Source organism: Peteryoungia aggregata LMG 23059, assembly GCF_030814435.1.
Lineage (GTDB): Bacteria > Pseudomonadota > Alphaproteobacteria > Rhizobiales > Rhizobiaceae > Allorhizobium > Allorhizobium aggregatum.
The window spans coordinates 88,125-111,144 of sequence record NZ_JAUSUW010000004.1 but is presented as its reverse complement, the minus strand read 5'-3'; the positions used below and the strand labels follow the sequence as shown (position 1 = coordinate 111,144).

Below are 23,020 nucleotides of genomic sequence, written 5' to 3'. Positions count from 1 at the left end.
GCGGATCAGTTGAGCCAGAGATGGATGAGGGCGGCTTCCGGGGTCTCGGTGCCGCCGTTTTCGATGCCCGTGCTCCAGAGGCTGGCACCGGCGGCATAGACGCCGGGTGACAGGCCACCGGCCTCGCACTGGCTGACTGCCCTCAGCCGCTTTCCGCTCTTCACCGCCTCGGCAAGCACCTTAAGCAGGTTCGTATCGTTCATCGCCGTCCCGGAGCCAAAGATCCGCAGCACGGCGCCGTCCAGCTTCTCCAGTATGGCTTCAACCGCATCTGCCGGAATGCCCGGCGAGAGCGTTAGGATTGCAAGCTTGCGGTCAAGGAAGGTCCGGCGCTTCGTCGTGCGTGGCGTCGCCTGCGGCTGTGTTCGAAACGAATCGGCTTCCTGGCTGTGATGCTTGATGAGGCCGTCTGCGGCGAGAAGCCTGCCGTAAAAGGCCAGCAGGACGCCGGGCTCCGTGCCCATCGCAGCGGAAATCGCGAGATCGAGATTGCCCTCGGCATCGCCTTCCTGTCCAAGCGGCAGCATAGAGCCGCAAAGGATGACCCGCCGGACCTCGCCGGCAAGGGCTTGGCTGAGGGCTGCACCGGTAAAGGCCATGGTGTCGGTGCCGTGGGTGATGATGACCGTGGCGTCCGGATGGCTGCGGATCGTCTCCAGCATCCGGTTCCAGTGGGCAGGACCGACATCGGCGCTGTCGAGCAGGGGATTAAAGACATCGGTGATAAGTTCCGTGCCCTGCGGCAGCCGTTTGGTGATCGCCTCTTCCACGAGGCCCTTGCGGGGTGCCAGACCTTCCGGCGTTTCCGCCATGCCGATCGTGCCGCCGGTGTGGATCAAGAGCAGTTTCATGGTCTTCCTCCCAGACTTTTTGGGGTCTGGTAGGCCAGCTGCGCGCCAAGATCAACCATGTGCGTCAACGCGCAAGGGCAGCGCCTTGCAGCGCTGCCCTTGCGAAAGAGACGGAGTGGGCCCTAATCAGGCGGCCAGATCTTCCAGATCGCTGCCCTTGAACATCTTGGCGAGGTTCAGGAAGCAGATCATGCCATTCTCGTTGGCGATGATGCCTTCCGAGAAGGTCTTGTCGAAGGAGGCCGAGACTTCCGGAACAGGCTGGACCTGGCTCGACGGGATGGTCAGGATGTCCGAAACGCGGTCGACCAGCATGCCGATGACCATGTTGTGGACTTCGGCGACGACGATGGCCGAACGCTCGTTGGCAACGGTGCTCTTCATGCCGAGCTTGTAGGCCAGATCAATGATCGGGATGACCGAGCCGCGCAGGTTCATGACGCCGATGACGTCTGCCGGTGCATGCGGGATCGGCGTCGACGGGGCCCAGCCGCGGATTTCGCGAATGGTCGTGGTCTTGACGCAGAACTCCTGATCATGAAGCCGGAAGGCGATGATCTCGAGGGTCTCACTGCCGAAGCTGGTGGAGCTGATAGTTGCCATTAGAAATCTTCCCAACCTTCCTGTACCTTGGCGGCAGCGGCGCCACCTGCGGCGCGAGCGACGCTCGCCATGAGTTTGCGTGCCGGTGATGCGACAGGTGAAGCATCGGGACGCGCTTCCATGACTTTATGCGAAGAGTGTTGCCCAATTCTAAACTGCGCCACCAGTTCTCGCAGGGCTGCGGCCTGTTTGGCCAGACTGTGGCTCGCCGCCGTCGATTCTTCCACCATGGCGGCGTTCTGCTGGGTGTTCTGGTCCATGGCGTTGACCGCCTTGTTGATCTCGGTGAGGCCGGTCGACTGTTCACGCGAGGCTTCGACGATCGCGATGACGTTGACGTTGATCTCCTTGACCTCTGTGACGATCAGTTCGAGCGCCTTGCCGGTTTCGCCGACCAGTTGCACGCCGGCCTTGACCTGATCGGACGAGGTGTTGATCAGCGCCTTGATTTCCTTCGCAGCGGTTGCCGAGCGCTGCGCCAGTTCGCGAACTTCCTGGGCGACGACGGCAAAGCCCTTGCCGGCTTCACCAGCGCGAGCCGCCTCGACGCCTGCATTGAGCGCGAGCAGATTGGTCTGGAAGGCGATGTCGTCGATAACACCGATGATGTTGGAAATCTCCTTGGAGGAGTTTTCGATCTGGCCCATCGCCTCGATGGCGTTCTTCACCACCAGACCCGATCGCTCGGCGCCTTCCTTCGTGCGTCCGACAAGCTGGCCGGCTTCGTTGGCGCGCTTCGAACTGTCGGCAACAGTCTGGGTGATCTGCTCCAGGGCGGCTGCCGTTTCCTCGACCGCTGCCGCCTGCTGTTCGGTGCGTTTGGCGAGATTGTCGGAGGCTGCCCGAATTTCCTCAGAACCGGAGGCAATTGCATCCGTGTTGCTGTTTACGGTCTGCATCGCCTCCCGCATCCGCTCGATGGCGGCATTGAAGTCAGTGCGAACCTGCTCCAGTTCCGGCGGGAATGGTGTATCGATGCGCGCCGTCAGGTCGCCGGTGGCGAGAGCGGCGAGCCCCTTCGCAGTCGCGTCAACGGCGTTGACGCGCCCCGTGATGTCAGTCGCATACTTTACCACCTTGAAGACACGGCCGCTCGCATCGAAGATCGGATTGTAGGAGGCCTGGATCCAGACCACCTTGCCACCCTTGCCGATGCGCTTGAACTCCTGCGAGATGAATTGTCCCGAGGCGAGCGTCTTCCAGAAGTCCCGATAGGCCTCCGTGCGGGTGTAGTCAGGATCGCAGAACATTGAATGGTGCTTGCCGGCGATCTCGCCGAGCGTATAGCCGAGGGTTGACAGGAAATTCTCGTTGGCTGTCAGGATCTCGCCCGTGGTGGTGAATTCGATCGTCGCCTGGACACGGGAGATCGCTTCGAGCTTGCCGGAGTCTTCGGCGCTCTTCTGCTTTGCCGCCGTGATGTCGCTGGCGAACTTGACGATCTTCCAAAGTTTGCCGTTCCGGAAGACCGGGTTGTATGAGGCCTGGATCCAGATCTCGCTGCCGTCCTTCTTGAAACGCTTGTATTCGCGGCTCTCGAACTTTCCGGAGTTGAGCATCGCCCAGAACTCACGATAGTCCGCTGTCGCCGTGTAGGCGGGATCACAGAAGATCCTATGGTGCTTGCCCTTGATTTCCTCAAGGCTGTAACCCAGGGCCCGACAGAAGTTTTCATTCGCCGTGATGATCGTGCCGTCGAGCTTGAATTCGATGACCGCCTGTGACCTCCCCAATGACTGAAGGATCGCTTTTGACTCCGCCCCAGGCAACGCTATCAATCCCATTTGTATTCCCCCTCACAAGAATCCCTGCATGCACCGCTGGCCAGTGCAACTATGTCAATATTAGCCTTGTGGGTTTAAGCAATGGTCAATGTTCAACGATCTTTGCGGGTATCGGTGAGCGAAATTCGCTCACTTACCCCAAGATTTTGGGGGTGTTGAATTGACAAAAGGCAAGTTTGAATCGAAAAGTGCGCATATGATAACGTTATAATGTTGAGTGCCTGGCTGGTGAGGGTCACCCGCCACGGGTCGGACGGTCGAGGATCCGCTTGCCAAACAGGCTGGCAGCCAGCTCCACCATCACACGTGCGCTGCGCCCGCGATCGTCGAGAAAGGGGTTGAGTTCGACGAGGTCCAGCGAGGAGACCAGGCCGCTGTCATGCAGCAGTTCCATGATCAGATGTGCCTCGCGGAAGGTCGCTCCGCCGGGCACCGTGGTGCCGACGCCGGGGGCCACATCCGGGTCCAGGAAGTCGACATCAAGGCTGACATGCAGGAGTGCCCCGGCTCCGCGCACATCTGCGAGGATGCGCTTGACGATGCTGCCCATGCCTTCTTCGTCGATGGCCCGCATGTCGTATACGTTGACGGCGTGGTCGGTGATCAGCTTGCGCTCTTCCTCGTCGACGGATCGAATGCCGACCTGGTACACATGGTGCGGGTCGACGAAGGGCCGGTTCGCGGGAAGGATCGGCGCGAATTCCGCCTTGCCGCAGAAGAAGGCGACAGGCATCCCGTGGATATTGCCCGAGGGTGAGGTCTCCGGTGCATTGAAGTCCGAGTGGGCGTCAAGCCACAGAACGTAAAGCGGCCGGCCAATGTCGCTTGCATAGCGCGCCATGCCCGAGACACTGCCCATGGACAGGCTGTGGTCGCCGCCGAGGAGGATGGGCACGGCACCCGTGCTCGCCGCCGCGTGGGTCTGTGCCTCGATTGACCGGGTGAATGCGCCGACAACCGGCAGGTGCCTGGCACGGTCCATTTCGGGCAGATCCTTTGCCGGCTCGGGACGCAGGTCGCCGCGGTCCTCGACATGGTAACCGAGTTCTCGCAAGGCTGCGGCGATCCCGGCAATCCTGTAGGCCGCCGGCCCCATGGCGCAGCCACCGCGGCCTGATCCTTCCTCGAGCGGCACGCCGATCAACGCCACGGTCTTCTGCTGTTTTTCCATGTCTTTTCCTCGTCTGTCTTTTCGGGCCATGATCCGTCAAAGCGTCGTTATCAAAAAGATGGAACTTCGCCACAAAGCGCTATAGTTTGCGCAGATCGCAACCTCCATGTGACAGTTTGACAAGATGGACGACCTTGATCGTGATATCCTTGGCGCACTTCGCCAGAATGCGCGCCTTCCCGTCGCCTCGCTCGCGGCCATGACCGGCGCCTCGCGTGCCACCGTTTCCGCGCGGATCGACAGGCTCGTGGCAAACGGGACCATTGCAGCCTTCACGATCCTGACCGGGAGCGAAATCCAACCCAGCGGCGTCAGGGCCATCATCATGATCGAGGTGGTGGGCAAGGTCGCGGACCGTGTCGCCCATCAACTGCGCGGCATGCCGCAGGTCCGTTCGCTGCACAGCACCAATGGCAAGTGGGACTTCATCGCCGAGCTTGAAGAGCGGGATCTCGCGAGTTTCGATGAGACCTTGCGTCGTATCCGGCTGATCGAGGGCATCAATGTCACCGAATCGCATATCCTGCTCAAGACCAGCAAGGTGACCTAAGAGCGAACGCCGATCCCGCGCTCAGTATTCCTTCTCATAGAAGATGCCACCGCCTGCGCCTGTGCCGCCGGCTTCGCCCTTCAACTTCAGGCCCCGACCGATATCGAGGTTGATGACGGCCTTGGCTCCGCCGCTGCCACTCTGCTGCAGTTCGATATAAGTCCTGTCATTGAGATATTTGCCGGCGCTGATGCTCGTGCCACCGGTCTCGTCCGTCGAGATGTCCAGGTCGTCGATGCCGAGCGTACTGCGCAATGACTGGAAGAGTGAACTGCCGCGGCCACCGGCCAGTTGTGCTGCCGCATCGGCAAGCTGTGCGATCTGCAGCGGCGACAGACGCGACAGCGACTGGCCGAAAATCAGCTGTGCCAGGATTTCGTCCTGGGGCAGGGCCGGGCTGGAGCTGAAGCTGACCTCCGGATTGCTGGCAAGCCCACTGAGCCGGATGGTGATCGTGGTATTGCCCGAGGTCGTTGTCGCTTGGAGATCGAGCAGGGGTACGAGATCGCCGCCGAAGGTGATGGTTGCCTTCGTGATGTCGAGACGCCGCGTCAGGATCTGCATCCGTCCGCGGCGCAACTCGAAGGCGCCGGAGACCATAGGCGTCGCTGCCGTGCCCGCCAAGGTGATGGTCCCGCCGATTTCCGCATCAATGCCGCGACCACGCACGAAGGTTTGCGAGGGAGACGAGATCGTCAGGTTGAGCGCTATCGGCGCGCTTGCCGAGCGTCCCTCGGCTGGCTCCTGATCGCGTTGCTGCCGCAGAACGCCGGAAGGTGCATTACGATGCTCGATATCCAGCGCCTGCAGGCTTGACGGGCGGCTTTCGGACAAGGTGATCGATGTGCGTGAGAGGTTGATCGTGCCGGCGAGCGTCGGCCCGTTGAGAAGCTGCCCGGTCAGAGTGAGCCGGCCGTCTGCGGTGCTGGTGACCGTATTGCCATCGACATAGACGGCCTGATCCAGCACGATCGTCAGGTCTGCGGGCAGGCCCGCGCTGCCGATCTCGATGAAGCCGCTGGCCGACAGCCGGCCGCCCGTCGCCAGGTTGCCGCTGAGGCTGCCGATTTGCGCGCGGCTGCCGGTGAGATTGACTGTGGTGGATATTCCTTCGATGGCCAGATTGCGCCGCACGTCGACCACACGTGCGCCAGTCGTCGCCACCGTGCCGGTGATCTGCGGGCTGGAGGCCGGGCCGCCGATCGTCAACTTGACGCTGGCATTGCCTTCGGCGACCAGTCCCTGGGCGGCGAGCTGCCCGTTGGCCGCAGAGAGGGGAACGTTGCCCTGAACGCGGACATCGAGGCCCGGACCCTTCTGCAGTGCCACCGATCCCCCGGCGGTCAATGCGATGCCGCCACCGTCGAGGCGGCTGTCGATGGTGAGGTTCTGGTTTTCGAAGCGCCCTTTGGCGGCTATGCCGAACGGTGCCAGTCCCGCCTTGCGCGTCTGGGCGATTGCAGCTCCCTGCCAGTCCAGGCGGTAGTCGACCGCCGGAGACGCGGGCGTGCCACCCACAGTGACAGTGCCCGAGATCGTGCCCTCCGGTGCGATTTGCGGGACGAGCGCGGTGAGCAGCGAGGCCGGCAGCGCACGGATGTCTGCCCTCAGATCGAGCCTGTCGGCTACAGTTCCCGATACCGTGACACGTCCGGAGCCGGCGGATACAACGGTTTCGGCGATCACGACACTGCCATCGGCGACCCGCACGGATGTGGGGGAGGCCAAAGCCAGCGCAATGCCGCGCGGGGCGGCACGCAGCTCCTCGATGCCCACGAAGAGGATACCAGCGTCCTGACCAAGTGTGCCGCGCAGCAAGACGGGCGCATCGTCGTAACGCCCCGTCAGGCGGACATCGGTCTCTGCGCCGGCCCGTGTGAAATCGAGGGTCACTGCGTCAACGCGGTTGGTGCCCGATGCCACACTGGCCGCCTTGATGGAGCCTTCCGCCGCCATCGCTGCGACGTCCGAGACAGTCAGATCCACACGAGGCTCGGCAATCGTGAGGTTTCCCTGCTTGATCGCTGAGCCGGATGCTTCCACGTCTGCGGACAGGCGACCCGCAGTCGTGTTGATCGCCACGGTCCCCGTCAGATCCCCCTGGACGCTCTGACCCGCGAGCGCTGCCAACAGGCTGAGGTCAGGAAAGTCGAACGACACCCGGCCGTTGGGTTGCAGGTCGGTTCCAAGGTCGATGACGCCGGTCAGGCTGTTCGCGCCGACCAAGACTTCGAGCGCGTCAATGCGTGTCCTGCCGCCATTGCTCAGGACCTCTGCCGTTGCCGCGACCGGCTTGCCGTCGATCTGGCCGCTTGCGGTCAAGGTACCCTTCGGGGAAACCTGGCTTGCGATTCCGTCCAGCTGCAGCGTCAGCGCTTCAAGCCGGTAGCCCGCTGCCTGGCCTTCGTCGATGGCCAGGTTCAGTGTCGTTTCTATCGCATCCAACGGTCCTGAGGCTGACAGGTTGAAGGCTGCCGGTGCTGTGATGCGCTCGACGAAAATGCCGAGATCGCGCAGTTGTCCCGTCAGATCGGCGGCAATCACCCCTTCCTGGTCTAGCGACACGCTCCCCTCTGCATTGCCGATATCGGTCGAGAGCAAGATCTCCCGCAGGGCGATCGCCCGGGGTGCTGCGAAATCCACACGAGCGGACAGGGTTGCCGGATCGGTGATCACGTTTTCCAGAGCCGCTGGCAGAAGATTGGCCGCAGCCGTCAACTGCAGGCGACCCGAGAAGCTGTTCGTATCGAGGGAGTAGCGCCCGCTGCCTTGCAGGTCGAGGCCATCGCTGTCGGCATAGAGTTGCTGGAAGCCGATCGCGTCTGCAGAGATGTCGAGCGGTGCGTTCAGCGTCAGCGGTGCCCGGACATAGGTGGCGATGGCCGGATCCTGGATCTGCGCCCCCTGAACGGAAGCTAGGACTGTTACGGCACCCTCGCGGCTTGCGAGATTGAAGTCGTCGCTGGCTGCGGTCACCGTGACGTCGGCAAGACTGCCTTGCGGAACGGTCAGTTCCGCCAGCTCAACCCGGGCGGAGAGGGCTGCCGTTGTCGCCTGGCCGGTTATAGAAACCTCGAGGCTGCGCAGTTTCAGGTTGCCGGTGAATGCGGGTGACTGGGACGCGAGGAAAATCGGATCATCCTTGGCCCTGGCCGTCAATCGCATGTCGTTCCGCCCATCCGGGTCGTAACGTCCGGCGGCCGTTACCTCGGCGGATGCCGTGCCGAAGTGTCCTCTTTCGATGTCGATCGATCCGTTGGGCCCAAGCCGAGCGGCGATATCGATGCTGGTGTCTCCGGCAAAGACATCGCGCAGTTCCGGAGGCATCAAGCCGGCAAAGCGCCCGCCTCCGGTGGCTGTCAGTGACCGTCTGCCGTCAGCTTCCAGGCGATGAGTGGCATCGACGGCCATCGTGCGCTCGTCGTCCAGGGAGGCGGTGAGCTCGCCGGCCCAATCGTCAAGAGGCCCGTCGCCTTCGATCTCGATCGCCAGCGCGGGCCGACCCGGCAGTTGCAGCAGCTCACCCAGCAGGCCTGCCTGCGGCTCCTGATAGTCGAGATTGATGCGCAGCCGGTTTTCATTCGGGGCATAGAGCAGGTCGGCGACGGCGTTGTTGCCTGGCTCGTCGAGACGTGTGGCGGCGAGCCTGCTGGCAATCGTCTCGCCGACAATCTCGAGCGATCCCTGGGCAGAGAAGAGCATCTCCTTCTGGACCAGCGCTTCTCCGAGCGTGATCGATGTCAGATCGAGGGTCTCGATGGCGATTTCGACCGGCAGAGAAAAGGGTTCGTCCGTCTCCGGCGCAGGTTCTGCGGGGGGGAGAGGTGGACGTGCCACGGTTACCTGCCGCGCGGAGATGCGTTTGGCGGTGAACCGCTTGCGGACCAGATCCCGGGGTGTCCAGTCGAGCGCCAGGTCCTCGATCGAGGCGTAGACACCTTCGCTGTCGGACACCGTCACGCGTTCGACCGAGAACTGGCTGCTCAGTAGCGGGCCCGTGCCGCTGATTGTGATCTGGCGGTTGTCGGTGGACACGAGTGCGGCGATCCGGTCGGCGAGGAACTGACTGCCCGTGCGCGAGAAACCGCCCACGAGGATCACCACCACGAACAGCGCAATCAGCGCTGCCACGAGGGCGCCGATGAGGCGGGCCGTCCAGGTGAGAAAGCGCTTCAACCAGATCATGCTGTCAACCGTCCTGTCTTGCCCGTTCAGAAGCTCTGGCCGATTCCGGCATAGATGCCGTAACGGCTGCCGCCCTCATAAGGATCCAGGGGAACGGCGAGATCGAGCCTGAGCGGCCCGAAAGGTGTCATGTAGCGCAGGCCGATGCCTGCACCCATCTTGATATCGGAGAAATCGGGCAGGCTGTTGTCAGAGACGGTGCCGATGTCGAGAAACGGCACGATCCCGATTGTGTCTGTGATGCCGATGCGCGCTTCGAGGTTGGCCGTCATGTAGGAGCGCCCCCCGGTGCCGTCTCCAGCACCGTTGTACGGCGTGATTTCCTGGAAGGAATAGCCGCGCACCGAACCGCCGCCGCCGGCGAAGAACCGGCGGGTTGCCGGGATCGCGGAGAGATCGTCTCCGCCGACCAGCGTGCCCGCATTCAGGCGTCCGGCCAGCACGAACCGGTCCTCCTCGCCGAAGCCGAGATAGGCCGAGAGCGATCCGTCCAGCGACGTGAAGAAGGTCTGGCCAAAGAAATCGTAGCTCGGCGTCAGAGTCACGGTTCCGTAGTGACCTTCCGTTGCGTTCAGCCGGTTGTCGCGGGTGTCGCTGACGTAGCCGATCGGTATACCTAGCGTCAGATATTCGTTGTCGTCGCCAAAGGCATCGTCGATGCTGTCATATGACAGGGAGACCCCGGCATTCACGGTATCGGTGTCGGTCAGTTCGTAGGCAAGCGACACCTTTCCCGCGACGGTGGCCGCGTCATAGTAATCGGTCTCCAGCGTGCTGCCGCGAATGCTCGCCTCCAGCGTTGCGGATGGAAAGAAGGCTCCCGGTTTGATGAAGGTGAGGCCTGCTGTGTAGTCCAGTGAGGAGACATCGCTGACGTCCTCAAGCTCTCCCAGACCGCGTACCGAGCCCTCCAGGCGCAAGGACTCTGCTTCGCCGAAGAGGTTGCGGTGGCCCCAGTAACCTTCGATCCCACCCCCGTCGAGGGAGGAGTAGCTGGCGCCGAAGCCGAAATAACGGTGTTTGCCCTCGGAGACGACGATGCCGACCGGGAGGCTTCCATCCGGGTCGAGGCCATCGGCTTCATTGATCGTCACCGACGAGAATACGCCCAGGGCCCGCAGCCGCTCGGCGGCCTTGCGCAGTTGCTCAGGAGAATAGGTCTGTCCCGCGCGCAGCCGTGAATATCGCTCGATGAACGCAGGCTCTACAGCGCGCGCGCCCTTGACGGTCACGGCGCCAAGAGGTGCCACCGGACCGGCCTCGACAGCGATCGTCACGTCGACCGTGTTCGTTTCATGGTCTGCCACGACCTCGCGCCGGGTCACCTCGGTCAGCGGGCGCCCTTCCGTCTTCAGCCGTTCAGCCATTTTTTCGGTGGCTTTCAGGATGACGAGCGACCCCGCATCCTTGCCTGGCACCAATTCGAATTCCGCCGGGTCCAGGCGGCTCGCATCGCCTTCGAGCCTTATGTCGTCGAGCAGAAAGGCCTGGCCTGGCTGAATGGTGATCACGACCGGCACGGGATGCGACCGGTCGAATGTCGGGTTCGGCGGGAGGCTGTCGATGTCGCGGCCGTCGATGGTGACATTGACGATGCCGCCATAGAGCGCGTTCTCATAGAGCGTGGCGATGAGACGATCGCGATCGTCGCGCGCCTTGATCACCAGTCCGAGGTCGCCGGAGACCGGTTCGTCTTCTTCGGCCAGGAGGAGCGAGGTGCGTTCCAGCGACTTCCGGAGCCCGCGCTGCGTCGTGCCAGCGCCGAGCGTGATCGTGTAGTCCAGTGGGTCGATCATGTCACGATCGGCCTCATCGCTTCCGAAAAGACGGATGCCAAAAATCTCGAAGGCGCGTGCCTGCGAGGTCGCGCCGATCAGGAATGAGCAGGCAACAGACAGGGCAAGCCCCAGCCGCAACGCATGACTAAACTTCGGCAATGTCCATCCACTCGGTCTACGCATGTCGCTTTCATCGCGAAATGTTGGCGGTTCTCCTCGACGCCAGCCGACAACTTAGGCGTAAACGTCTGCGAGCGCATACCCCTTTTTAAGCGAGACATGAAAAAAGGCGGGGGATGCCCCCGCCTTTCACAGTCGTTGTGCCAGCGCTCAGTAGCTGCGCGGGCAAGCGTCGATGTAGCGGTTGCCGTAGCGGTCGCGGTAGTAGCACTGGCCCGGCTGTTCCGACACACGGCCGATTACGGCGCCGGCAACGCCGCCGATGGCGGCACCGACTGCAGCACCCCGGACGTTGCCTGTGGCAATGCCACCGATGATCGCGCCGGAGGCGGCGCCGATACCTGCGCCGCGTTCCGTCTGGGTGCAGCCTGCGACCGAAAGGCCGACCAGCATCAGCACTAGAGCTTTCTTCATCTTCATCTCTCCAAGTTCCACGCGTCCGGGCGAGCCGGTCTTGTTGTGACAGCGTGACGCGCCGCTCGAGTTCTCCCCACGCGGCCGTCGGCTTTCATGAGCATAGCCTTGACCAAGGGAAAGTCCATGGTCGTGGCTCACACCCGTCAGGGTGGTTTTCCTGCATGAGCCATCGAAGATGAACCCAGGATTTACAGGTGGTTTGATGCTGCGATGCGGCACACAAAATTTTCGTTTGCGACCTTCTGGACGGTTGCACATGTCACGTAAAACTCCCACCATGCTTCCCGTGTCCGGGAGAGACACGAGGAGGAACAACATGGCTAAAGTGACACTGACGGTGAATGGCCGGACAGTGAGCGGAGAGTGCGAGGATCGCACCCTGCTCGTGCATTTCATTCGCGAGAAACTTGGTCTGACGGGAACGCATGTGGGTTGCGACACCACCCAATGCGGCGCCTGCGTCGTTCACATGGACGGCAAGTCGATCAAGAGCTGTTCGATCCTGGCCGTCCAGGCGTCGGGATCGTCGATCACGACGATCGAGGGTCTCTCTTCCGGTGGCGAGCTGCATCCGGTGCAGGCGGCCTTCAAGGAGCATCACGGCCTGCAATGCGGCTTCTGCACGCCGGGCATGGTGATGACAGCGCTCGACATGATCTGTCGTCACAACGGTGCGCTCGATGAGGCCACCGTCCGCCATGAGCTCGAAGGCAATATCTGTCGCTGCACGGGCTACCACAACATCGTCAAGGCCGTGCTTTCGGCCAATGAAGCGATGACCGCCGGCCGCCAGGCCGCCGAATAAGGACTTTGGCAGTTCCGGTCGCCGCGACCGAGCGCCTGACCAAGGCCTCTGTGATGCCGACTGCGATTGCCTCTGTCCGACTGCCTGAAGTCCTGTTTCTCTGGAGGAGAAGACAATGGGTGTTGAAGGAATCGGCGCGCGGGTGGCGCGCAAGGAAGACAAGCGTTTTCTGACCGGCAAGGGCCGGTATACCGACGACATGGTCGTCCCGGGCATGAAGTATGCCTATTTCGTCCGTTCGCCCTATGCGCATGCGAAGATCAAGTCGATCGATGCGGCGGCGGCCAAGGCGATGCCGGGCGTCATCGACGTTCTCGACGGCAAGCAACTGCTCGCCGATGGCATCGGCAACCTGATCTGCGGCTGGATGATCCATTCCAAGGACGGCACGCCGATGAAGATGGGCGCCTGGCGTCCCCTTGCGCATGAGACCGTGCGTTATGTCGGCGATGCCGTCGCGATCGTGATCGCCGACAGCATCGGCGAGGCACGCGATGCGTCGGAGGCCGTCTCGGTCGAATACGAGGAGCTGCCGGTCGTTACCGGTGCTGTCGATGCCCTCAAGTCCGGTGCGCCGCAGCTGCATCCGGAAGCCCCTGGCAACCTTATCTTCGACTGGGAAATCGGCGACAGCGCTGCGGCCGATGCCGCAATCGCCAGTGCCGCCCATGTCACCGAGATCGACATCTTCAACAACCGCCTCTCGCCCAACCCGATGGAGCCGCGCGCGACGCTCGGCATCTACGATACGGCGGAAGACCATTTCACCTGCTACACGACCTCGCAGAACCCGCATGTCGCGCGTCTCGTCATGAGCGCCTTCTACAATGTGGCGCCCGAGCACAAGCTGCGCGTCATCGCGCCCGATGTGGGCGGTGGCTTCGGCTCGAAGATCTACATCTATCCGGAAGAAGTCGTCTGTCTCTGGGCCTCCAAGAAAACAGGCGTGCCGGTCAAGTGGACCTCCGATCGTACCGAGGCCTTCCTCACCGATGCGCATGGACGTGACCATGTGTCGAAGGTGAAGATGGCCTTCGACAAGGACCACAGGATCATCGGTCTGAAAGTCGACACGATCGCCAATCTCGGCGCCTATATGTCGCTCTTCTCGTCCTCGGTCCCGACCTATCTCTATGCGACGCTGCTGTCGGGCCAGTATGCGATCCCGGCGATCCACGCCAATGTGCGGACCGTCTATACCAACACGGTGCCGGTCGATGCCTATCGTGGTGCCGGGCGTCCGGAGGCGACATATCTCCTGGAACGCACCGTCGAGACCGCCGCTCGTGAACTCGGCATCTCGCCGGCGGAACTGCGCCGCAAGAACTTCGTGCGGACCTTCCCGTACCAGACCCCCGTGATCATGTGCTACGACGCGGGCGATTACGACGCTTCGCTCGAAGCCGCCATGTCCGCTGCCGACTGGAACGGTTTTGCCGCCCGCAAGACGGAAGCGGCACGGCGGGGCAAGCTGCGCGGCATCGGCATGAGCTGCTACATCGAGGCCTGCGGCATCGCGCCGTCGGCGGCGGTCGGCTCGCTCGGGGCCGGCGTGGGTCTCTGGGAATCGGCTGAAGTCCGCGTCAACGCAGTCGGTACGGTCGAAGTGCTCACCGGCTCGCACAGCCATGGCCAGGGTCACGAGACCACGTTTGCCCAGCTTGTCTCGGAGCGTTTCGGCCTGCCGATCGACAATATCTCGATCGTGCATGGCGATACCGACAAGGTGCAGATGGGCATGGGCACCTATGGTTCCCGTTCCGGTGCCGTCGGCATGTCGGCGATCGTCAAGGCGCTCGACAAGGTCGAGGCCAAGGCGAAGAAGATCGCGGCCCATCTGATGGAAGCCGACGAGAGCGACATCGTCATCGAGAATGGTGAGCTCAAGGTCGCAGGCACCGACAAGACGCTGCCCTGGTTCCAGGTGGCGCTTGCCGCCTATACCGCCCACAACCTGCCGTCGGGCATGGAGCCCGGTCTGAAGGAGGGCGCGTTCTATGACCCGTCCAACTTCACCTTCCCGGCCGGCTGCTACATTGCCGAAGTCGAGGTCGATCCGGAAACGGGCAAGACCGAGATCGTGCAGTTCGTCGCCGCCGACGACTTCGGCAACATCATCAACCCGATGATCGTCGAGGGCCAGGTGCATGGCGGCATCGCGCAGGGTATCGGCCAGGCAATGCTGGAGGCCGTGCATTACGATCCGCAGACGGGGCAGCTTCTGACCGCAAGCTACATGGATTATGCCATGCCGCGTGCCGACGATCTGCCGTCCTTCAATGTCTCGCACCAGAACACACCTTGCCCGGGCAATCCGCTCGGGATCAAGGGCTGCGGCGAGGCCGGCGCCATCGGTTCGCCGCCGGCGCTGATCAATGCGATCACGGACGCGATCGGCAATAACGACCTCAACATGCCGGCGACGCCGCTTGCCGTCTGGAGTGCGCTCCAGGCCAATGCGACCCGCCAGGCCGCCGAGTAAGGAAGGAGAGAACCATGCAGCTCTATTCCACCAGCTATCATCGTGCCTCGTCGATCGAGGATGCCGGAAAACTTCTCTCCGGTGCCGAAGACGGCAAGTTCATTGCCGGCGGCCAGACCCTGATCGCGGCGCTCAAGCAGCGCCTCGCCCAGCCGTCTGACCTCGTTGATCTCCGGCACATCGCGTCGATGAAGGGCATCACGGTGAATGGCCGTCAGGTCACCATCGGTGCTGCGGTCACCCATGCGGAGGTCGCCTCTTCGGCGGCCATCCGTGCAGTCTGCCCTGCGATTTGCCATCTCGCCTCGCTCATCGGTGATCCGCATGTGCGCCATATGGGCACGATCGGGGGTTCCGTCGCCAATGATGATCCGGCTGCCGACTACCCGTCAGCCGTACTCGGCCTCGGGGCGACGGTGGTCACCAATTCCCGCGAGATTGCGGCGGACGATTTCTTCGTCGGCCTCTTCGAGACGGCGCTTGCCGAGGACGAGATCATCACGGCGATCCGCTTCGATGCTCCGGAAAAGGCGGGTTATGCCAAGTTCGCCAATCCGGCCTCCCGTTATGCCATGACCGGCGTCTTCGTCTCGAAGGGATCAGGTGGCGTGCGCGTTGCGGTCACCGGCGCCGGGTCGTCGGGCGTCTTCCGGCATGCCGGACTTGAAGCGGCCCTCTCCGCCAACTGGTCACCGGAGGCTGTCGCAGGTGTCGAAATTGATTCGGCGGACCTCATGTCGGATCTGCATTGCACGGCGGAATACCGGGCCAATCTGATCCGGGTCATGGCGAAACGCGCCATTCAGGCCGCGTAATTGCCTTTGCTTTCCGGCATAAACGGAAAAGGACGGCTTCGGCCGTCCTTTTTCCTGCGCTTGACGCAGATCAAGTTTGCTCCGGCACGATCCGTTAGTATCTCTATGCAACCGTTCTAATGTTCGCGCCATTTGTCGCAGTTTAGAATGAATTTACAATGACGGGGTTGACCCCGGCGCCGGAGAGACACAAAAGAGTGTCGTAGACTGGAGTTTAGGCATGGATTTCGAGGCGTTTTTCAAGGATCAGCTCGCGGGGCTTCACGAGGAAGGCCGGTACCGCGTCTTCGCTGATTTGGAACGCCAGCGTGGCAATTTCCCGCGCGCGACCCGCTACACCGAGAACGGCACCCAGGAGGTCACCGTCTGGTGCTCCAACGACTATCTCGGCATGGGCCAGAACCCGCTCGTGATCGACGCCATGAAAAAGGCGATCGACGACTGTGGCGCGGGTGCGGGAGGCACCCGGAATATCTCTGGCACCAATCACTACCACGTTCTGCTGGAGCGCGAGCTCGCGGATCTGCACGGCAAGGAATCGGCGCTGATCTTCACTTCGGGCTATGTCTCGAACTGGGCAGCGCTTGGCACGCTCGGCGCCAAGATCCCGGGCCTGATCATCTTCTCCGACGCCCTCAACCACGCCTCCATGATCGAAGGCATCCGCCATTCCAAGGCCGAGCGTGTCATCTGGAAGCATAACGACGTCAAGGATCTGGAAGCCAAGCTCGCTGCTGCCGATCCGAAGGCGCCGAAAATGATTGCGTTCGAATCCGTCTACTCGATGGATGGCGACATCGCCCCGATCAAGGAGATCTGTGATCTCGCCGACAAGTATGGCGCGATGACCTATCTCGATGAAGTCCATGCGGTCGGCATGTACGGCGCCCATGGTGGCGGCATCGCCGAGCGCGAAGGCCTGATGGATCGTTTGACGATCATCGAAGGCACGCTTGGCAAGGCGTTTGGTGTCATGGGTGGCTATATCGCTGCCTCGACCGCGCTCTGTGATTTCGTCCGCTCGTTTGCCTCGGGCTTCATCTTTACGACGGCGCTGCCGCCGGCACTTGCCGCCGGTGCGGTCGCCTCGATCCGCCATCTGAAGACCAGCCAGGTCGAGCGCTTCGCCCATCAGGAGCGCGTGCGCCGCCTGCGCTCCATGCTCGACAAGGCCGGCATTCCGCATGTGCAGAACCCCAGCCATATCGTGCCGGTGCTCGTCGGCGATGCGTCGAAGTGCAAGTGGATCTCCGACCTGCTGCTCGACAACTGTTCCATCTATGTGCAGCCGATCAATTATCCGACGGTCCCGAAAAAGACCGAACGGCTGCGCATCACGCCGACGCCTTTGCATTCCGACGCCGATCTCGACCATCTGGTCGGCTCGCTGCACCAGCTCTGGTCGCGTTGCGCGCTCGCCCGCGCGGTCGCTTGATCGCAGGCCAAATCCTTCGCATAACAATGCGGGTCCCGGTAACGGGGCCCGTATTTTCGTTTAAGGGGTTTCAGCCAAGTGACCATTGCGACACGCGTCAATGATCTGATCGACAGGGTGATCGAAGAGGAACGCATTACGGGTGCCGTGGTGCTGGTCTATCAGGACGGTCAACCCATCCTGGAGAAGACAGCCGGCTTCGTCGACCGTGAAGCGGGCGTGCCCGTGCAGCGCAACACGATCTTTCGCTATGCCTCGATCAGCAAGCCAATCGTCGCAGTCACCGCCCTTGTTATGATCGACAAGGGACTGCTAAGCCTCGACGACCGCGTCGTCGATCACCTGCCCTGGTTCCGGCCGAAGACGCCGGATGGGCGTGAGGCCACGATTACCATCCGCCATCTGCTGACCCATACGTCTGGCCTCACCTACGACCCCGCGCTTGAACTCCTGCCCGAGGGGCAGCGGATGACACTCGGGCTCGGCAATACCGATTTCAGCCTCGAAGAGAATTTCAGCCGCCACAATGGCATTCCGCTCGCCTTTGAGCCGGGCAGTCGCTGGGCCTATTCCTTTGCTACCGACATTCTCGGCGGCGTGATCGCCGCCGTCCATTGCGGCACGCTGGAAGCGGCCGTGGTGCATCATGTCGCCGGCCCGCTCGGCATGGCCGATGCGCGTTTTCATGTGACGGATGCGAAGCGCCTCGCGGTCGCTTATGCTGATCATCCTGGCCGCCCGGTCCGGATGCCAGACCCTTGGGTGAGCGGTGACGAAGAGCGCTGGCGCACGGTGTTTTCGCCCTCTCGGATCTTCAACCCCAAGGCCTTCCAATCCGGCGGCGCCGGGATGGTCGGCACCGCAGGGGACGTGATGAGGCTTCTGGAGATGCTGCGCAGCGGTGGAGCTTCGCTGCTGAAGCCGGAAACTGCCAAGGCCGCACTCTCGAACCAGATCGGGGATATTGAGGGTGAACCTGGCTACCGCTTCACCTTCGTTGGCGGCCTCGTTGTCGATCCGGTCGCAGCTATGACATCCCTGCCCAATGGGGCGATCCAGTGGGGCGGCGTCTATGGCAATACCTGGTTCATCGATCCAGCCGAGCGGCTGACCGTTGTCAGCCTCACCAACAATGCGCTTGAAGGCTGCACCGGCGCCTATCCGGAAATGTTGCGGGCGGCTGTCTATGATAGGTGAGGTGCTGCCTATCTGGCAGCGATAACCTCTGCCGCCTTGCGCCTCGCCTCACGATCAGCGGCAAACACGTCTTCGATCGTGTCTGCCGGCACGCCTTCGACCATCGCGTCCATAACGGTCTCCACCACGTCGGCCATGTCGAGGAAGCGGATCTTGTCCTCGATGAAGGCGTTGAAGGCGGTTTCTTCGGCGGCGTTGAGGATTGCGCCCTGCAATCCGCCGCGTTCGAGTGCCGTGCGAGCAAGGCGGATGGCCGGAAAGCGGATTTCGTCGGGGGCTTCGAAATCGAGCCTTGCCAGCTTGGCAAAATCGAGCCTGTCAACATTCAGCGCCGGACGCTTCGGATAGGTCAGCGCATAGCCGATGGCGGTGCGCATGTCCGGCACACCGAGTTGGGCGATGACGGAGCCGTCGGTGTAGCCGACCATCGAATGGATGATCGACTGCGGATGCACGACGACCTCGATCTGGTCGGGGCGCACATCGAAGAGGTGCTTGGCCTCGATCATTTCCAGCGCCTTGTTGAACATCGAGGCGCTGCCAACGGAGATCTTCAGGCCCATCGACCAGTTGGGATGGGTGCGGGCCGTCTGCACCGTGACATTCGCCATCTGCTCGCGGCTATGGGTGCGGAAAGGGCCACCGGAGGCTGTCAGCACGATGCGCTCGAGCGCGTGCCGCTGGTCCTGTTCCAGGCACTGGAAGATCGCCGAATGTTCGCTGTCGACCGGGATCAGCCGTCCGCCGCCATGTCTCACCGCCTCGACGAAGAGGTGGCCTGCGGAGACGAGGCATTCCTTGTTGGCAAGCGCGATGTCGGCGCCCCGTGCGGCAGCCTTCAGCGTCGGAGCGAGGCCTGCGGTGCCGACGATTGCGGCCATCACCCAGCCGGCCGCCATGTCGGCTGCCTCGTCCAGTCCGCTCGTGCCGGCGGCAACGTCGATGCCCGATCCTGACAGCAGGTCCTTGAGCGCCATGTACTGGCTCTCGTCGGCGGTGACGGCGAGTTTGGCACCCGTGCGACGCGCCTGTTCGGCGAGCAGATCGAGATTGCCGTTGCCGGTCAGCGCCATGACCTCGAAGGCATCACGGCCACCGAGCTGCTCGATGACGTCGAGCGTGTTGACGCCGATCGAGCCGGTCGAGCCGAGGACTGAAAGGCGGCGGGGCCGGGCGCTGTCGATCATGCTGCTTACGTCCGATTGCTTCATGCTCAGAAGGCTCTACAAGGGAAAGGGAAGACCAGCAAGAGAGGTCGATCTCGACCCCTCGCCAGCCCGCTCGGGAATGAGAGAATGCCGGACATTCTGCAGTCGACACCTTTGCGTGAGAGCCTGCCGGTCCTGCTCGCGGCGCTTGCCTTTCTCTGCCTCGCCGGCGGCGGCATTCTTGCCCTGACGGACTATCCCGAGCTTGCGCGTCAGGTCTGGCTGGTCGGGGCCGGTTCCGTCTTTGTCGTCCTCGTCATCGACATTCTGCGGGCGCTTGTGAACGGTCGGATGGGCGTCGATGCGATCGCCGCTTTGTCGATTGGCGTCGGCCTCGCACTCGGCGAAAACCTCGCTGCCGCCATTGTCGCCGTGATGTATGCCGGCGGCCAATTGCTTGAAAGCTTCGCCGAGGGGCGCGCCCGGCGTGACATGACGGCCCTGCTCGGTCGTGTCTCGCGCACGGCCATGCTCTACCACAGTCAGGCTCTCGAAAGCGTGCCGATCGAAAGCCTGAAGCCACAGGACCGGATCTTGGTGCGCAAGGGCGAAGTCGTGCCCGCCGACGGGCGCCTGCTTGCGGCCACCGCCGTACTCGATCTCTCGGCACTGACGGGCGAATCGCTGCCGGTGCCGATCCAGATGGGGTATGAGGTGCCGAGCGGCGCGACCGTTCTCGGCGATGCCTTCGATCTGCTGGTCTTGCGCGGCTCGAAGGAAAGCACCTATGCCGGCATCGTGCGCCTCGTCGAGCAGGCCCAGGCAAGCCGGGCCCCGATGGCGCGTCTCGCGGACCGCTACGCACTCGTCTTTCTCGGCGTCACGCTGCTGCTTTCCGGTGGCGCCTGGTGGTGGAGCGGGGACGCGACACGGGCGCTCGCCGTGCTCGTCGTTGCAACCCCCTGTCCGCTGATCCTCGCCGTGCCCGTTGCCGTCATTGCCGGGATGTCACGGGCTGCGTCGCACGGCGTGCTGGTGAAAACCGCCGGCGCGCTCGAAGCGCTCGCTGCCGTCACCACTGTCGTCGTCGACAAGACCGGCACAGTGACCTCCGCGCGGCCGGAAGTGTCGGAGGTCCGGCCGCAACCGGGTTTCACGCCCGATCGGGTGCTGGCACTGGCCGCCTCTCTCGATCAGGCCTCCGGGCATGTCGCGGCGGAAGCGCTTGTGCGCGCCGCCACCATACGTGGTCTAAGCCTGACTCTGCCTCAGGGCGTCATCGAAGAGGCGGGGCGGGGGCTTTCCGGCCTGGTCGGAGGCGTCAAGGTGGTGCTCGGCGGCAGCGGCTATGTCAGCTCGCAGCTGCTTGCCGGCGAAGACTTTGCCAGAGCCGACATCGACAACGGCACGGCGGTGGTCGCCGTCGGTATCGATGGACGGGCCGCCGGCTTCATTCTGCTGTCCGATCCCATTCGTGCGGACGCCGGTGACACGATCAGTGCTTTCAGGGCTGGCGGGGTGCGCCGCATCGTGATGGCCTCCGGCGACCGCACCGATGTGGCGGAAAAGGCCTCGGCCAGTCTCGGCCTCGATGCCGTCGCCGGAGACCTCGCGCCGGAAGACAAGGTCGGGCTCATTCGGCGGGAGCGGGCTTCTGGCGTGGTGATGATGGTGGGAGACGGGGTCAATGATGCCCCGGCGCTGGCGCTGGCCGATGTCGGCGTGGCAATCGGTGCGCGCGGCTCTGCGGCCTCTTCGGAAGCGGCGGATGTGGTGCTGCTGGCGGATGATCTGTCACGCCTGCCGCTTGCCTGCGGCATCGCGAAGAGGTCCCGCAAAATCGCCCGGCAAAGTGCGATTGCCGGGCTTGTTCTCTCGGGCGGCGCCATGGTGATGGCCGCCTTCGGCTATCTGACGCCGGTTCAGGGGGCGCTATTGCAGGAGGTGATCGATGTCGCGGTCATCCTCAATGCCTTGCGCGCGCTTCGCGGCTGAGGCTTCCTTTCGAAAAAGCGAGCCAGAAGCGCTCGCAGGCAACTCCGATCGGCCATGTTCGTTCCCCGCCGTATGCGAAATAAAGCCAGGAACAAAGGGGTTTGGGGCCAGTTAGTCAGCGGTAATTCCCAAAACCCGAGGAGATAGCCATCATGGCCAGCAAAACACTTGAAGACCTGTTTCACGAGACCCTCAAGGACATCTATTACGCGGAACGGAAGATCCTGAAGGCTCTGCCGAAGATGGCGCGTGGCGCCCAGGACGAGAAGCTCAAGGCTGCCTTCCTGCAGCACCGGGACGAGACCGAAGGTCAGGTCGAGCGACTGCAGCAGGTGTTTGAGATCATGGGCAAACGGCCGCGGGCCAAGACCTGCCCGGCGATCGACGGCATTGTCGAGGAAGGCGAGGAGATCATGGACGAGTTCAAGGGCTCGCCCGCGCTTGACGCCGGACTGCTGGCTGCCGCGCAGGCGGTCGAACACTATGAGATCAGCCGCTACGGCACGCTTCGCGCCTGGGCCCAGCAGCTCGGCTATACCGATGCCGTCGCGCTGCTCGAGCAGACTCTGGCCGAGGAAACAAAGACCGATCAGGCTCTGACCAAGCTTGCCGAAAAGGCGGTCAATGCCGCTGGCCAGAAAAAGGCTGCGTAAGTCGTCATCATCACTTTGCTATCGGGGCCGGTTCTGCCGGCCCCATTCTTGTGTGCCGCTTTCGGCGCGCAGTTGTGGGCTCGCTATCTGACACCTCAGATCGCCCGCATTCTGTGCGGGTGATCCGAAGTTGGCGGCTATATCTTTTGGATTACCGGTCTTTCCCCTGATCGGGCGGAGCACCCGGCTTTGTCGGGACCGGCGATACGGCAAGCCTCGAAGAGGTGGGTGGTGGTTGACGGCCTCATCCGAGGGGACTGTCGTTGCCCATCTCGCCGAGCTCGCGCCGCAATTGCTGGCGTGCGCGGCTAAGCCTGCTTTTCACTGTACCCACGGCGCAGCCGCAGATTTCGGCGGCGTCCTCGTAGCGTTCGCCGAGCATGACGATCAGCACCAGCATTTCACGATGATGTTCGGGCAGGCGGTTCAATGCGCGGCGGACCTCATCGGCCTGCACCGTCCATTCCTGGCTGGCTTCGGTTGTCAGCCGAGTGGTGATCACGTCTGGCAGGCCCACAGTCTCACGGCTGCTCTTCTTGACGCGTGTACAGAAGGTGTTGCGCATGATTGTGAACAGCCAAGACTTCAGTCGTGTTCCCGGCTCGAACTTGTCAAGGTTCGCCAGGGCCCTGGTCAGCGTTTCCTGAACCAGATCGTCGGCCTCCTCGGGCTTCTGGCAGAAGGTTCGTGCGAAGGCACGCAAGGCCGGAATGAGTTCAACCACCTCAGACTGTGCGGCAAGCTCGGCTCTAGGGGTCGTCAAGATCGCCATCCTCCATGTCTGCAATACCAGGCCTATCGACAACGCGTCCCGATTTGCTTGGTTCCTGAAATCCTCAACCATTCCGCAATGGTCCCACTCTCCTTGACGCCTGACGACCGACCATCGCGGATCTCGATCCATCGCCTTGTCCTGCCATGCCCGGTAATCCCGCCGGCACTGCCCATCGTCATATCCTGTCGGGTTCTCC

17 protein-coding genes are annotated in these 23,020 nt (G+C 62.7%); 8 read left to right on the top strand and 9 right to left on the bottom strand.

Annotation, left to right across the window (positions count from 1 at the left end; all coding sequences use genetic code 11):
- Positions 1-5: 5 nt before the first annotated feature.
- The 4 genes from J2045_RS08005 to rocF form a co-directional block, all read right to left on the bottom strand.
- Positions 6-851, bottom strand: a complete 846-nt coding sequence (locus J2045_RS08005) for an asparaginase domain-containing protein (protein WP_307371412.1) — start codon at positions 849-851, stop codon at positions 6-8.
- 126 nt (positions 852-977) lie between these two features.
- Positions 978-1,454 carry a chemotaxis protein CheW gene (locus J2045_RS08000; RefSeq protein ID WP_006724495.1) on the bottom strand — a complete coding sequence of 159 codons (477 nt, stop codon included), beginning with the start codon at positions 1,452-1,454 and terminating at the stop codon, positions 978-980.
- Positions 1,454-3,238, bottom strand: a complete 1,785-nt coding sequence (locus J2045_RS07995; RefSeq protein WP_307371404.1) for a methyl-accepting chemotaxis protein — start codon at positions 3,236-3,238, stop codon at positions 1,454-1,456. The genes J2045_RS08000 and J2045_RS07995 overlap by 1 nt, the downstream gene beginning before the upstream one ends.
- 235 nt (positions 3,239-3,473) lie before the next feature.
- On the bottom strand, positions 3,474-4,409 hold the full coding sequence (rocF, locus tag J2045_RS07990; protein ID WP_307371401.1) for an arginase: 936 nt from the start codon (positions 4,407-4,409) through the stop codon (positions 3,474-3,476).
- Positions 4,410-4,533: 124 nt separating this feature from the next.
- On the opposite strand from rocF, the gene J2045_RS07985 reads away from it, so the two are divergent.
- Complete coding sequence (locus J2045_RS07985) at positions 4,534-4,959, top strand: Lrp/AsnC family transcriptional regulator (protein ID WP_307371398.1); 426 nt, start codon at positions 4,534-4,536, stop codon at positions 4,957-4,959.
- A 21-nt stretch (positions 4,960-4,980) separates the two neighbouring features.
- Here J2045_RS07985 and J2045_RS07980 read toward each other — a convergent pair whose 3' ends face one another.
- The 3 genes from J2045_RS07980 to J2045_RS07970 all read right to left on the bottom strand — a co-directional run bounded on the left by J2045_RS07980 (position 4,981) and on the right by J2045_RS07970 (position 11,516).
- Positions 4,981-9,144 carry a translocation/assembly module TamB domain-containing protein gene (locus tag J2045_RS07980; RefSeq protein ID WP_307371396.1) on the bottom strand — a complete coding sequence of 1,388 codons (4,164 nt, stop codon included), beginning with the start codon at positions 9,142-9,144 and terminating at the stop codon, positions 4,981-4,983.
- Between the two features lie 26 nt (positions 9,145-9,170).
- The gene (locus J2045_RS07975) at positions 9,171-11,105 is read right to left on the bottom strand and encodes an autotransporter assembly complex protein TamA (protein WP_307371394.1); all 1,935 of its coding nucleotides are present in this window, start codon (positions 11,103-11,105) and stop codon (positions 9,171-9,173) included.
- Between the two features lie 147 nt (positions 11,106-11,252).
- Positions 11,253-11,516 (bottom strand): YMGG-like glycine zipper-containing protein, encoded by a 264-nt coding sequence (locus tag J2045_RS07970; RefSeq protein ID WP_006724501.1) that lies wholly within the window; start codon positions 11,514-11,516, stop codon positions 11,253-11,255.
- Between the two features lie 319 nt (positions 11,517-11,835).
- Here J2045_RS07970 and J2045_RS07965 point away from each other — a divergent pair, with 319 nt between their 5' ends.
- The 5 genes from J2045_RS07965 (at position 11,836) to J2045_RS07945 (ending at position 18,253) form a co-directional block, all read left to right on the top strand.
- Positions 11,836-12,324, top strand: coding sequence for a (2Fe-2S)-binding protein (locus J2045_RS07965; RefSeq protein ID WP_307371392.1), 489 nt, complete (start codon positions 11,836-11,838; stop codon positions 12,322-12,324).
- Positions 12,325-12,439: 115 nt separating this feature from the next.
- Positions 12,440-14,806 carry a xanthine dehydrogenase family protein molybdopterin-binding subunit gene (locus J2045_RS07960; protein WP_307371390.1) on the top strand — a complete coding sequence of 789 codons (2,367 nt, stop codon included), beginning with the start codon at positions 12,440-12,442 and terminating at the stop codon, positions 14,804-14,806.
- 14 nt (positions 14,807-14,820) lie between these two features.
- Entirely contained in the window at positions 14,821-15,621 is an 801-nt protein-coding gene (locus tag J2045_RS07955; protein WP_307371388.1) for an FAD binding domain-containing protein, read from the top strand.
- Between the two features lie 220 nt (positions 15,622-15,841).
- Complete coding sequence (hemA, locus tag J2045_RS07950; protein WP_307371386.1) at positions 15,842-17,056, top strand: 5-aminolevulinate synthase; 1,215 nt, start codon at positions 15,842-15,844, stop codon at positions 17,054-17,056.
- 78 nt (positions 17,057-17,134) lie between these two features.
- The gene (locus J2045_RS07945) at positions 17,135-18,253 is read left to right on the top strand and encodes a serine hydrolase domain-containing protein (protein WP_307371384.1); all 1,119 of its coding nucleotides are present in this window, start codon (positions 17,135-17,137) and stop codon (positions 18,251-18,253) included.
- 8 nt (positions 18,254-18,261) lie between these two features.
- Here J2045_RS07945 and dxr read toward each other — a convergent pair whose 3' ends face one another.
- Entirely contained in the window at positions 18,262-19,440 is a 1,179-nt protein-coding gene (gene dxr, locus J2045_RS07940; RefSeq protein ID WP_307371382.1) for a 1-deoxy-D-xylulose-5-phosphate reductoisomerase, read from the bottom strand.
- A gap of 108 nt (positions 19,441-19,548) precedes the next feature.
- Between dxr and J2045_RS07935 the strand changes: the two genes are divergently transcribed.
- Complete coding sequence (locus tag J2045_RS07935; RefSeq protein WP_307371380.1) at positions 19,549-21,396, top strand: heavy metal translocating P-type ATPase; 1,848 nt, start codon at positions 19,549-19,551, stop codon at positions 21,394-21,396.
- A 152-nt stretch (positions 21,397-21,548) separates the two neighbouring features.
- The gene (locus J2045_RS07930) at positions 21,549-22,049 is read left to right on the top strand and encodes a YciE/YciF ferroxidase family protein (protein WP_307371377.1); all 501 of its coding nucleotides are present in this window, start codon (positions 21,549-21,551) and stop codon (positions 22,047-22,049) included.
- A 244-nt stretch (positions 22,050-22,293) separates the two neighbouring features.
- On the opposite strand, the gene J2045_RS07925 is transcribed toward J2045_RS07930, so the two are convergent.
- On the bottom strand, positions 22,294-22,821 hold the full coding sequence (locus tag J2045_RS07925; RefSeq protein ID WP_307371973.1) for a sigma-70 family RNA polymerase sigma factor: 528 nt from the start codon (positions 22,819-22,821) through the stop codon (positions 22,294-22,296).
- Positions 22,822-23,020 lie beyond the last annotated feature (199 nt).